The organism is Pseudomonas sp. B21-040 (assembly GCF_024748695.1).
Classification (GTDB): Bacteria; Pseudomonadota; Gammaproteobacteria; order Pseudomonadales; family Pseudomonadaceae; genus Aquipseudomonas.
In genome coordinates this window covers 548,868-560,086 of record NZ_CP087176.1, presented here as the reverse complement: position 1 = coordinate 560,086, position 11,219 = coordinate 548,868, and the positions used below count along the sequence as shown (strand labels likewise).

12 protein-coding genes are annotated in these 11,219 nt (G+C 60.2%); 8 read left to right on the top strand and 4 right to left on the bottom strand.

All coding sequences use genetic code 11. The annotated features are described in order from the left end of the window. Positions 1–40 precede the first annotated feature (40 nt). Complete coding sequence (queG, locus tag LOY55_RS02500; RefSeq protein ID WP_258667592.1) at positions 41–1,105, top strand: tRNA epoxyqueuosine(34) reductase QueG; 1,065 nt, start codon at positions 41–43, stop codon at positions 1,103–1,105. A gap of 107 nt (positions 1,106–1,212) precedes the next feature. On the opposite strand, the gene LOY55_RS02495 is transcribed toward queG, so the two are convergent. Then, on the bottom strand, positions 1,213–1,824 hold the full coding sequence (locus tag LOY55_RS02495; protein WP_027921991.1) for a trimeric intracellular cation channel family protein: 612 nt from the start codon (positions 1,822–1,824) through the stop codon (positions 1,213–1,215). Between the two features lie 181 nt (positions 1,825–2,005). Next, positions 2,006–2,548: an oligoribonuclease gene (gene orn, locus LOY55_RS02490; RefSeq protein WP_046028395.1), complete on the bottom strand. Its 543-nt coding sequence runs from the start codon at positions 2,546–2,548 to the stop codon at positions 2,006–2,008. 108 nt (positions 2,549–2,656) lie between these two features. Here orn and rsgA point away from each other — a divergent pair, with 108 nt between their 5' ends. The 4 genes from rsgA to LOY55_RS02470 all read left to right on the top strand — a co-directional run bounded on the left by rsgA (position 2,657) and on the right by LOY55_RS02470 (position 5,755). Next, positions 2,657–3,688 (top strand): small ribosomal subunit biogenesis GTPase RsgA, encoded by a 1,032-nt coding sequence (gene rsgA / locus LOY55_RS02485; RefSeq protein WP_046028394.1) that lies wholly within the window; start codon positions 2,657–2,659, stop codon positions 3,686–3,688. Positions 3,689–3,900: 212 nt separating this feature from the next. Then, on the top strand, positions 3,901–4,308 hold the full coding sequence (locus LOY55_RS02480; RefSeq protein ID WP_223525413.1) for a TIR domain-containing protein: 408 nt from the start codon (positions 3,901–3,903) through the stop codon (positions 4,306–4,308). 2 nt (positions 4,309–4,310) lie between these two features. Continuing rightward, a complete protein-coding gene (locus LOY55_RS02475) occupies positions 4,311–5,270 on the top strand; it encodes a caspase family protein (protein WP_046028392.1) in 960 nt (319 codons plus the stop codon). Next, a complete protein-coding gene (locus LOY55_RS02470) occupies positions 5,270–5,755 on the top strand; it encodes a toll/interleukin-1 receptor domain-containing protein (protein ID WP_223525414.1) in 486 nt (161 codons plus the stop codon). Before LOY55_RS02475 ends, LOY55_RS02470 begins: the two co-directional genes overlap by 1 nt. 42 nt (positions 5,756–5,797) lie before the next feature. Here LOY55_RS02470 and motB read toward each other — a convergent pair whose 3' ends face one another. Together motB and motA are read right to left on the bottom strand one after the other, a co-directional pair. Beyond that, positions 5,798–6,832 carry a flagellar motor protein MotB gene (gene motB / locus LOY55_RS02465; RefSeq protein WP_223525415.1) on the bottom strand — a complete coding sequence of 345 codons (1,035 nt, stop codon included), beginning with the start codon at positions 6,830–6,832 and terminating at the stop codon, positions 5,798–5,800. A 3-nt stretch (positions 6,833–6,835) separates the two neighbouring features. After that, a complete protein-coding gene (motA, locus tag LOY55_RS02460; protein ID WP_046028389.1) occupies positions 6,836–7,687 on the bottom strand; it encodes a flagellar motor stator protein MotA in 852 nt (283 codons plus the stop codon). Between the two features lie 166 nt (positions 7,688–7,853). On the opposite strand from motA, the gene LOY55_RS02455 reads away from it, so the two are divergent. Genes LOY55_RS02455 through asd form a run of 3 tightly spaced genes read left to right on the top strand, consistent with a single transcriptional unit; the run spans position 7,854 to position 11,128 of the window. Then, entirely contained in the window at positions 7,854–9,392 is a 1,539-nt protein-coding gene (locus LOY55_RS02455) for an HDOD domain-containing protein (protein WP_046028388.1), read from the top strand. Positions 9,393–9,434: 42 nt separating this feature from the next. After that, positions 9,435–10,250 (top strand): rhodanese-like domain-containing protein, encoded by an 816-nt coding sequence (locus LOY55_RS02450; protein ID WP_046028386.1) that lies wholly within the window; start codon positions 9,435–9,437, stop codon positions 10,248–10,250. Positions 10,251–10,267: 17 nt separating this feature from the next. After that, positions 10,268–11,128, top strand: a complete 861-nt coding sequence (gene asd, locus LOY55_RS02445) for an archaetidylserine decarboxylase (RefSeq protein WP_046028385.1) — start codon at positions 10,268–10,270, stop codon at positions 11,126–11,128. Positions 11,129–11,219 lie beyond the last annotated feature (91 nt).

The window sequence follows — 11,219 nt, the reverse complement described above, 5'->3', positions numbered from 1 at the left end:
GCAGAATTATACGCACCTCAGCTCCGGTTTCTCTCGCCTCATGCCCGCAATTACTACAGACCTGCCCGCCCTCGCCCAATCCATCAAGGACTGGGGCCGCGAGCTGGGCTTCCAGCAAGTCGGCATCAGCGGCCTCGACCTGGCCGAGCATGAGCAGCACCTGGAGCGCTGGCTCGCCGCCGGCTACCACGGCGAAATGGACTACATGGGCGCCCATGGCAGCAAACGCTCGCACCCGGAAGAGCTCGTCCCTGGCACCTTGCGCGTGGTTTCCCTGCGCATGGACTACCTGCCGGGTGACACCCAGATGGCGCAATTGCTGGGAAAACCGGAAAAAGCCTATGTGTCGCGTTATGCCTTGGGCCGCGATTACCACAAGTTGATCCGTAAACGCGTGCAACAACTGGCCGATAAAATTCAGGCCCAGATCGGCCCGTTTGGTTTCCGCGCCTTCGTCGACAGCGCCCCGGTGCTGGAAAAAGCCATCGCCGAACAGGCCGGTCTTGGCTGGATCGGCAAAAACACCCTGGTCTTGAATCGAAAAGCCGGCAGTTACTTCTTCCTCAGCGAACTCTTTGTCGATCTGCCGCTGCCGGTCGATCCGCCCCATGCCACCGAACATTGCGGCCGCTGCACCGCGTGTCTCGACATCTGTCCGACCAATGCGTTCGTCGGCCCCTACGTGCTGGACGCCCGGCGCTGCATTTCCTACCTGACCATCGAACTGAAAAGCGCGATCCCGGAAGATTTACGCCCCTTGATCGGCAACCGCGTGTTCGGTTGCGATGACTGCCAGATCGTCTGCCCGTGGAACCGCTTCGCCCGCTCCTCCGGCGAAAGCGACTTCAAGCCACGGCACAACCTGGACAACGCCGAACTGGCCGAACTGTTCATGTGGGACGAAGACAAATTCCTCAGCAGCACCGAAGGCTCGCCTTTACGCCGGGCCGGTTACGAGCGCTGGCTGCGTAACCTGGCGGTGGGGTTGGGCAATGCGCCGTCGAGCATTCCGGTGCTGGAGGCACTGAAGGCGCGCAGGGATTACCCATCGGAGTTAGTGCGCGAACATGTCGAGTGGGCGCTCAAGCAACACGGACTCCTGTAGCAGCTGCCGAAGGCTGCGTCCGGCTGCGTAGCAGTCGCCTTCCCGGAAAGCGAGTCCTGCGGCCTCGGACGCAGCCTTCGGCAGCGGCTACAGGGACCGTGTAGGCCTTAAGCCTCGTCGTTGTAGACGAACTTCGGCATTTCCCAATGAAAACGAATCGCCAGCAATCGCAGCAGGAAGCCACCAAACAGCGTGATCAAAATCGCCTGCTCACCGGGTAATTGCAGGTAGATGCAGAGCATGTAGCACCACGCTGCCGCGAACGAGACGCTGGCGTAGAGCTCGCGGCGAAAGATCAGCGGGATGTCGTTGCAGAAGATGTCGCGCAGGATGCCGCCGAACACCCCGGTAATCACGCCGCTGACCGAAGCCACCAGCATGCCGTGGCCCATTTCCAGCGCGGTCATGCAGCCGATCAGGGTGAACGCCACCAGGCCCACGGCGTCGAGCACCAGGAACAGGGAACGCAGGTGGCGCATCCAGCGCGCGGTGAACACCGTGACCATGGCCGCGACCGAGGTCAGCACCAGGTATTCCGGGTGCTTGACCCAAGTCAGCGGGTAGTGCCCGAGCAATACGTCACGCACCGAACCACCGCCCAGCGCCGTGATGCAAGCGATCAACACCACACCAAACCAGTCCATACCGCGACGGCCGGCAGACAGCGCGCCCGTCATGGCTTCGGCGGTGATGGCGATCAGGTAAAGCATCAGCAACATGGCGGCGGTCCTTGCAGAAAGGCGCGCAGTCTAGCCATTTCGTGGCAGCACCAAAAGAGGGCAATCATGGCGTTGGACCGCGTCGCCTGCATCGCGGGCAAGCCTTGCTCCTACAAAATCAGCGCGGACGACGCACTTGTAGGAGCAAGGCTTGCCCGCGATGGCGTCACCCGAGACTCAATCAGAACTTGATGAAGTTCTTGCGGTAGTGCTGCAACTCGGCAATCGATTCGCGGATGTCGTCCAGCGCCAAATGAGTGCTACCTTTTTTGAAGCTGTCGCGCACGTCCGGCGCCCAGCGTGCGGCCAGCTCTTTGAGGGTCGATACGTCGAGGTTGCGGTAGTGGAAGTAGCTTTCCAGGGATTTCATGTGCGTATAAAGGAAGCGGCGGTCCTGGCAGATGCTGTTGCCGCAAATCGGCGACTTGCCTTTCGGCACCCACTGTTCCAGGAAGGCGATGGTCTGGGCTTCGGCTTCGGCCATGCTGATCCGGCTGTCACGAACGCGCTGGGTCAAGCCCGAGCCGCCGTGTTGGCGGGTGTTCCACTCGTCCATGCCGGCGAGGATTTCGTCGCTGTGGTGAATGGCGATCACCGGACCTTCGGCCAAGGTGTTCAGGTCACTGTCGGTGACGATGGTGGCCATTTCGATGATGACGTCGGTATCAGGGTTCAGACCGGTCATTTCCAGGTCGATCCAGATCAGATTTTGCGAGTTTTGCATGTGTCGGCTCCTAGGCAATGCTGCGCAGTTTAGCCTAGGCAACCGGCGGGGCGTGCTAAACTCGCGGCCGTTTTACCTAATCGCTGCATTCTTTGATACGGAACACCCATGGCCAAACGCCAACTCAATCGTCGTCAAAACTGGCGCATCGAAAAGATTCAGGGCGAACGCGCTGCCCGCGCCGCCAAACGCGAGTCCTCGGCTGTCGAGGCACTTGAGGGTGGCGACCTGGGTCCGGAACAGACCGGCCTTGTGATCGCGCACTTCGGTGTGCAGGTCGAAGTCGAGGCGCTGGATGGCGAACTGGCTGGCCAGGTGTTCCGCTGTCACTTGCGTGCCAACCTCCCGGCTCTGGTAACCGGCGATCAAGTGGTCTGGCGCGCCGGCAACCAAGGGATCGGCGTGATCGTGGCGCAACTGCCGCGTAAAACCGAACTCTGCCGCCCGGACAGCCGTGGCCAGCTCAAGCCTGTTGCCGCGAACGTCGACATGATCGTCATCGTTTTCGCCCCGCTGCCCGAGCCTCACGCCAACCTGATCGACCGGTACCTGGTCGCCGCCGAGCACGCCGGTATCCGGCCGTTGCTGCTGCTGAACAAATTCGACCTGATCGACGAGCAGAACGCCCCGGCGCTGAATGCCTTGCTGGCGGTCTACCGCACGCTCGGTTACCCGGTGCTGGAAGTATCGGCGCACCACGGCAATGGCATGGAGCAACTGCAGGAACAACTGGACGGACGCATCAGCGTGTTCGTCGGCCAGTCCGGTGTCGGCAAGTCGTCGCTGGTCAACAGCCTGCTGCCGGAAGTCGAAGCCCGTGTCGGCCCGCTGTCCGAGTTGTCCGGCCAAGGCACCCACACCACGACCACCGCGCGGTTGTTCCACTTCCCCGGTGGCGGTGAGTTGATCGACTCCCCGGGTATTCGTGAATTCGGCCTGGGCCACGTCAGCCGTGCCGATGTCGAAGCCGGTTTCATCGAGTTCAACGACCTGATCGGCACCTGCCGCTTCCGCGACTGCAAGCACGACCGCGAACCGGGTTGCGCCCTGCTCAAGGCCCTCGAAGAAGGCCGCGTGCAGCAACAACGGATGAACAGCTACCGCTCGATCATCGCCAGTTTGCCTGAAACCAGTTACTAAACAGACGTATCGGCAGCCTCACGCCTGAGAGGCTGTCGATTACAAATCCTCGCCCTACAAAACTCCCCGCGTTTTAAACGTCAGACCTTTCGGTCAGCCTGGCGCCTACCTGCTTGCAGGATGTTTCTCTTTATCCGCGCAGGTCTTGCGGGGGCAATTCAGACGCCTAAATTCGGTTCCTCTTCGCACTGTCGCGATACCGAGGGACAACCATGCAAACCTACCATTTGTTCATCAGCCATTCGTGGAACTACTCTGACGCGCACGACAATCTGGTGCGACTGCTCACTGCGCAACCATCGTTCCAATTCAAAAATTTCTCAGTTCCGCCGCACAACCCGATTGTCGGCGCACAAACCGACAAACAACTTGAAGAAGCCATCGAGAACAAGATCCGCCCCTGCTCGGTGGTGCTGATCATGGCCGGCATGTATTCCACCTATAGCCAGTGGATCAACAAAGAAATCGAGATCGCCAAGCGCATGGGCAAGGTGATTATCGCGATCAAACCATTTGGTGCCGAGCGGATCTCCACGGTGGTGCGGGACGCAGCACATGCTGAATGCGCGTGGAACACCAACAGCATCGTCAGTGCGATTCGCCTGCATACGGCGGGGTGATCATGCGCAAGGGACTGTTTATCGGCATCAATCATTACACGCATGTCGCGCCGCTCACCGGCTGTAACAATGACGCCATCGCCATGGCCTCGATATTGGAGCGGCATGCGACGGGCAAACCCAACTTCAAAAACCTGGTGCTGACATCTGCCGAGGAGTACCTGAGTCGCCAGATGCTGGAAGAGAACATCAAGCAATTGTTTTCCGGCGACTGCAATGTGGCACTGCTGTACTTCGCCGGACATGGCCACTTCGAAAGCGGTATCGATGAAGGCATGCTGATTCCCCAGGATTATCGCTGCAGCAACGATGGGATTCGCATCAGCGACATCCTTCAGTGGGCGAACGCCGCCGACAAGATCAAAAACAAAGTCATCATTCTCGATTGCTGTGAAGCGGGTGCTGCGGGCGAAATGCGCAGTCTGCGCGGGGGCGCCAGCATGATCGGCGAAGGCATGACGATATTGACCGCCTGCAAGAAAGCCCAATCAGCCCTGGAAGAATCCGGCCACGGCGTGTTCACCGGCCTGCTGCTGCAAGCGCTTCACGGCGGTGCCGCCAACGTATTGGGCCAGATTACGCCCGGCAGCCTGTATTCGTTCGTAGACAACGCGCTGGGCGCCTGGGATCAACGTCCGGTGTTTAAAACCAACGTGTCGCAATTCATCGCCCTGCGCGACGTCCCGCCGCTGATCCTGGAAGAAATACTGAGCCAGTTACCCGAATGGTTTCCCGAGGCCCAGTCTGTGTACGCCCTCGACCCCAGCTACGAGCCCACCGAAGCCACGTATGACCCGGACCACGGTCACATCTTTAAGCAGCTGCAAAAGTGCAATCGCCATAGCCTGATCGAACCGGTGGATGCCGAACACATGTACTACGCGGCCATCAACGCCACCGGATGCCGCCTCACCGCCCTCGGTGCCTATTACCGCGAACTCGCGCTCAAAGGACATTTCTGATGCCCGTGTTTATCAGCTACCGCCACACCGACCGCGCCTATGCGATGGCCATTAACACGCGCCTGACACAAGCGACCATCAAGACCTACCTCGACGTGCTGGACCCGGAGTCGCAGACCACTGAAGACATCACCACTGTGATCACACGCAATATCACCGAATGCACGCACCTGATGGCCGTGGTCTCGGAGCAGACTGCACAGTCGTGGTGGGTGCCGTTCGAAATCGGCGAGGCCACCATCAGCAATCGAAGAATCTGCTCGTACAAGATCGGCCCCAGCGCACTGCCGCAGTACCTCGATAAATGGCCGAAATTGAGCGGCGAGAACGACATCAACTTCTTTATCGATGCCTATCGCGAGGAGTTGCTCTCCAAGCGCTCGATGGGGATGGAGTCGTTCAGCGAATCCGTTCGCGGCACCTACCGGCGCGATGCCGAGCTGTTCCATGACCAGCTCAAGAACCGCATTCGACGGGGTTTTTGACTGGCACAAAAAAGCCGACATCGCTGTCGGCTTTTTTGTGGGTCACTGCTTCGGCGGTTCCGCCGGTTTCGGTGGCGGGTTTTCGAAGAGATTCAAACGTTCGCGAAGCTCATGGGCCGGCAGCGGTTCTTTATCCGCCGGCAATGCGATTGGATCGACCGGTTTGGCCGGCACTTCGCCCGGGCCGCCCTGCCCTTGGGCTGGCGCCTGCTCTGGCGCAGGTTCTGCACCTTGCGAACCTTCAATGGCCTTTTGGGCTTTCTTGGTCAGCACCACGATGTCGATCCGGCGGTTGACCGGATTGAACGGGTTTTCGCGATCGAACAGCGCCGACGAGGCATAACCGACTACCCGCGCCACTTGCTGATCGGGATAGCTGCCGGCCACCAGCGCACGGCGAGCGGCGTTGGCACGGTTGGCCGAGAGTTCCCAGTTACCGAAATCACCGGTGCCCGAGTACGGTTTGGCATCGGTGTGGCCGCTGATGCTGATCTTGTTCGGCACCGCTTTGATGGTGTCGGCCATGGCCAGCAGGATGTCTTCGAAATACGGCTTCAGGCGCGCACTGCCGGAATCAAACATCGGCCGGTTTTCGGCGTCCATGATCTGGATGCGCAAACCGTCCGGTGTGATCTCGAACAGGATCTGGTCCTTGAATTTCTGCAGCTGCGGATTTTCATCGACCTTGTTCTGCAATTCTTGCAGCAACAGTTCCAGGCGCTCCTTTTCAACCATCTCGGCCATCCCTTCGATCTGCTCGGTGTCGACGGTGACTCTGTCTGGCTGAGGCTGGGACTTCACCTCAGGGTTGAGGGTCTTCTCCGGCGCCAGGGTGGGCGAACCACCCAGATCAATGATGAACGGGGTGCCACTTTCGGTGAAGCCGACCGGGTCCTTGAAGTAACCGGCGATGGCAATCTTCTGTTCTGGTGTTGCGGTGGAGAGCAGCCACAGCACCAGGAAGAACGCCATCATCGCCGTCGCGAAGTCCGCGAAAGCGATTTTCCAGGAACCCCCGTGATGCCCGCTCGCGTATTTCTTGACGCGCTTGATGATGATCGGCTGGTTATTTTCCATGACTTAGCGACCGCGAACCGCTTGTTCCAGCTCAGCGAAGCTAGGACGGTGCGCCGGATACAGAACCTTGCGACCGAATTCCACGGCCAGCGATGGCGGCATGCCGGATGCCGAAGCCACCAGCGACGCCTTGATGGCCTCGTAGACGTTCAGCTCTTCCTTGGCATCGTGGGCCAGGGCGTGGGCCAACGGGCCAAAGAAACCGTACGCGGCGAGAATACCGAAGAAGGTACCGACGAGTGCCGCACCGACGTGCACACCGATCATTTTCTGATCGCTTTCGCCCAGGGAGGCCATTGTCACCACGATACCCAGTACCGCCGCCACGATACCGAAACCCGGCATGGCGTCGGCAATGCCGTTTACCGCGTGGGAAGGGTGATCCAGGTCTTCCTTGAGGCTGGTCAGTTCCATGTCGAACAGGCCTTCCAGCTCATGGGGCGCCATGTTGCCGGACGACATGATGCGCAGGTAGTCGCAGATGTACGCCGTCATGCGGTCATCTTTGAGCACCGCCGGGTACTTGGCGAAGATCGGGCTCGCCGCGGCATCTTCGATGTCGCCTTCGATGGCCATCATGCCTTCGCGGCGGCTTTTGTTGAGGATCTCGTAAATCAGCCCCAGCACTTCAAGGTAGAAGGTGTGGTTGAAACGCGAGCTGAACATCCCGAAAGCTTTCTTGAGGACGTGCTTGACCATATGGCCCGGGTTGGCCTGCAGGAATGCGCCAAGTGCCGCACCACCGATAATCATTACCTCGAAAGGCTGAATAAGGGCGGCAATCTTGCCGTGGGAGAGCACGTATCCGCCGAGCACGCTCGCGAATACGACAATGATGCCGAGAATTTTAGCCATAGGTAGGAGAGCACTTACTGAGTCGGGTTCAAGGTCATATTCGGAGGTCGAAAAATCTCTTCTTCTCCTTATCGGCAAAACTGCGCCAGACTATAGCCCGTTCAAGCGAAAAGCTAATTTAGCCTACTCCGGGCATAGGTAATGCAGACGAAGATTGCGTCCAACCATGGCTAACCAAACGAACATTCCAACGCAAAAACCGACCACGCTTGAAGGCTGGGTCAAGCTGCTCGATGGCGTGCGACTGCCGGTTCCGCAGGACAGTCACGACCGTGTGTGCAGGGCCATAACTGACAGCCGCAGCTCGCTTCGCGACATTGCGGAATTGATGCAAGACAGCCCGGCCCTGGCCTTGAGCATCATTCGTGAAGCCAATCGGCACACCCACGGCAGCATGACCGAGCCTGCGGAAAACCTTGAAGTGGCGATCAATCGCCTCGGCTTGAAACGCACCGAAGAACTGCTCGCCCGCCTGCCCGCGGAGCCGCAATCGCAGATTCCGGTTGCCTTGCGCCAACTGCAATTGATCAGCCAGCACGCGACGCAGCAGGCCAATGGTTTTTTTGCCGGTCGACTGGCGCGGCTGTGGCAGGACATTCACTGGGGCAGTCTGCTGTTTCTCTCGCCGCTGTGGCCGATGGCACTGACCCATCCGCAGTTGCTTGAAGAGTGGGAACTGCGGGTCATCCATCAAGGTGAATCGGCGCGAAAAGTCGAGAAGCAGTTGTTCGGCGTGCGTTTGCTGGAGATTTGCCAGGCACTGGTGAGCATCTGGCGCCTGCCGATCTGGGTGGAACAAGGTTATCGCCTGCTGCTGACCGAGCAGCGCGAACTGGTCCAGGTCTTGCGCATTGCCCGCGACAGCGATCATCCGTTGCGCCAGCAAAACCGCCTGGATGACGATCCGACGCTGCGCCGCTGGCTCAATCAGCCGGCCAATACCGTGCTGCTGGCCAACGGCCTGGCACTGTCGGCGCAACAGGCGTGGGACAGCCCTCACAGCGAGCGCTGGCAGTACCTGACCAGCCTTTATCTGCAAATGCCGATGGCCGAGGTGCAGCAGCAATTGCACCAACAAGCCGCCAACAGCGCCCGACTGCATGCCATGCCGGACCTGTGGCACCCCGCCGCCTCGCTGCTCTGGCCAACAGGCACGAATCGTGTCCACGCCAGGTTGCTTCCGGCAGCGGCACCGACCACCGAAGACCTGGCGAAGTGGCGCAGCCAATGTGCCGAGTTGCTGGTAGAACCCAGCCCCTTCACCAACGCCATGCACTTGACCACCTCTGCTCGGGACGCCCTCGTCGCGTGCGGGATGCGCCGAGTGATGATTTTGATGGCCGACCGCACGCACGCCAATCTGCGGGCGCATCAGATCGCCGGGTTGCCAACAGAAACGGCCGGCCTGAACCTGATGGTCAGCCAAAGCTCGGTGCTGCAACGGCTGCTCTCGCAACAGGCTCAGGTGCGCCTGACACCCGCCAATAACGCCCAGTTTTCGGCCTTGTTGCCGGCCAGCCTGCGTGCGCAATTCCGTGGCGAACACCTGTTGCTGCGCTCGCTGGTCAACAATGGGCGGGTGATCATGGTGGTGGTGGCGGATCAGGGCGGCGGGCCGTTCTCGGAAATCACCGTGCAAGCCTTCGGCAAAACCGCGCAATGCATCGAGAAAGCCTTGAACACCTTTAGCCACCGCGGCCAATGACGCTGCGCTACAATCCACACTTTTGTGCTCTGGAGACCTCACATGTCTGACTTCTCTGGCTTGCCGCTGGTGATCGAGCCGAGCGACTTGCTCCCTCGCCTCGAGGCCCGCGACCTGATTCTGGTGGACCTGACCAGCAGCGCTCGCTATGGCGAAGGGCACCTTCCCGGCGCGCGCTTTGTCGACCCCAAGCGCACGCAACTCGGCCAGGCGCCTGCGCCGGGGCTGATGCCTGCGCAAGCGGCACTCGAAGCGTTGTTTGGTGAGTTGGGACACAACCCCAATGCGGTCTACGTCGTTTATGACGACGAAGGCGGCGGCTGGGCCGGGCGTTTTATCTGGCTGCTGGATGTCATTGGCCACCGCAACTACCACTATCTGGACGGCGGACTGCCGGCCTGGCTGGCTGAAGGTTTGCCGATGTCGATCCAAATCCCGCCTTCGGTTGGCGGCCCGGTGGCATTGACCCTGCACGACGAACCTACGGCCACCCGCGAATACCTGCAAAGCCGTCTCGGCGCCGCCGACCTGGCGATCTGGGATGCGCGCGGACCGCTGGAGTACTCCGGCGAGAAAGTGCTGGCGGCCAAGGGCGGGCATATTCCCGGCGCGGTCAATTTCGAATGGACTGCGGGCATGGATAAGTCGCGCAACTTGCGCATTCGCACGGACATGCCGCAGATCCTCGAACAGCTCGGCATCACCAAAGACAAAGAAGTGATTACCCACTGCCAGACTCACCACCGTTCTGGCTTCACCTATCTGGTGGCCAAATCCCTCGGTTATCCGCGGGTCAAAGGCTACGCCGGTTCCTGGGGCGAATGGGGCAACCATCCCGACACCCCCGTAGAGATTTAAGGTTTTAAGGACAGTTAATGAATAAGCGTCTGTTTATCCTCAGCCAATACCTGCTGCCCCATCACTTGCTCTCGCGACTGGCCGGCTGCATTGCCGAATGCCGCGTGCGCTGGTTCAAAAACGCCTTTACCGCCTGGTTCGCCAAGCGTTACCAGGTGGACATGTCCCAGGCGCTGGTCGAAGACCTGACCGCCTACGAACACTTCAATGCGTTCTTCACCCGTGCCTTGAAAGACGGGGCGCGTCCACTGGACGAAACACCGGGCGCGATCCTCAGCCCGGCCGACGGTGCGGTCAGCCAACTTGGCCCGATCGAACACGGCCGCGTGTTCCAGGCCAAGGGTCACAGCTTCAGCGTGCTGGAACTGCTGGGTGGCGATGCGGCGAATGCCGCGCCGTTCATGGGCGGTGATTTCGCGACCATTTACCTGTCGCCGAAGGACTACCACCGCGTGCACATGCCGCTGGCCGGCACCTTGCGCGAGATGGTCTACATCCCGGGCCGCCTGTTCTCAGTGAATCAGACCACTGCTGAAAACGTCCCGGAACTGTTCGCCCGCAACGAGCGCGTCGCGTGCATTTTCGACACCGAGCGCGGGCCGATGGCCGTGGTACTGGTGGGCGCGATGATTGTCGCGTCGATTGAAACCGTCTGGGCAGGATTGGTCACGCCGCCGAAACGCGAGCTGAAAACCTTCCGCTACGACGAAGCCGCCCGCGCACCGATCCACCTGGAAAAAGGTGCGGAGCTGGGTCGCTTCAAACTGGGTTCGACCGCTGTTGTGCTGTTCGGGCCGGATCAAGTGCAATGGTCGGAAGAAATGACCGCTGGCGTCTCGGTGCAGATGGGCCAGGGCATGGGCCAGCCAAAGGCCTAAAGGCCAAACTGCATCCCTGTGGGAGCGGCGGTGCGGCGATCCGACTTGCCCGCGAAAGCGTCGGCACAGACAACATAGATGTTGGATGTTC

Coding starts and splice junctions, on each gene's coding strand:
- queG (WP_258667592.1), top strand. CDS start 41: ATGCCCGCAATTACTACAGACCTGCCCGCCCTCGCCCAATCCATCAAG.
- LOY55_RS02495 (WP_027921991.1), bottom strand. CDS start 1,824: ATGTTGCTGATGCTTTACCTGATCGCCATCACCGCCGAAGCCATGACG.
- orn (WP_046028395.1), bottom strand. CDS start 2,548: ATGCAAAACTCGCAAAATCTGATCTGGATCGACCTGGAAATGACCGGT.
- rsgA (WP_046028394.1), top strand. CDS start 2,657: ATGGCCAAACGCCAACTCAATCGTCGTCAAAACTGGCGCATCGAAAAG.
- LOY55_RS02480 (WP_223525413.1), top strand. CDS start 3,901: ATGCAAACCTACCATTTGTTCATCAGCCATTCGTGGAACTACTCTGAC.
- LOY55_RS02475 (WP_046028392.1), top strand. CDS start 4,311: ATGCGCAAGGGACTGTTTATCGGCATCAATCATTACACGCATGTCGCG.
- LOY55_RS02470 (WP_223525414.1), top strand. CDS start 5,270: ATGCCCGTGTTTATCAGCTACCGCCACACCGACCGCGCCTATGCGATG.
- motB (WP_223525415.1), bottom strand. CDS start 6,832: ATGGAAAATAACCAGCCGATCATCATCAAGCGCGTCAAGAAATACGCG.
- motA (WP_046028389.1), bottom strand. CDS start 7,687: ATGGCTAAAATTCTCGGCATCATTGTCGTATTCGCGAGCGTGCTCGGC.
- LOY55_RS02455 (WP_046028388.1), top strand. CDS start 7,854: ATGGCTAACCAAACGAACATTCCAACGCAAAAACCGACCACGCTTGAA.
- LOY55_RS02450 (WP_046028386.1), top strand. CDS start 9,435: ATGTCTGACTTCTCTGGCTTGCCGCTGGTGATCGAGCCGAGCGACTTG.
- asd (WP_046028385.1), top strand. CDS start 10,268: ATGAATAAGCGTCTGTTTATCCTCAGCCAATACCTGCTGCCCCATCAC.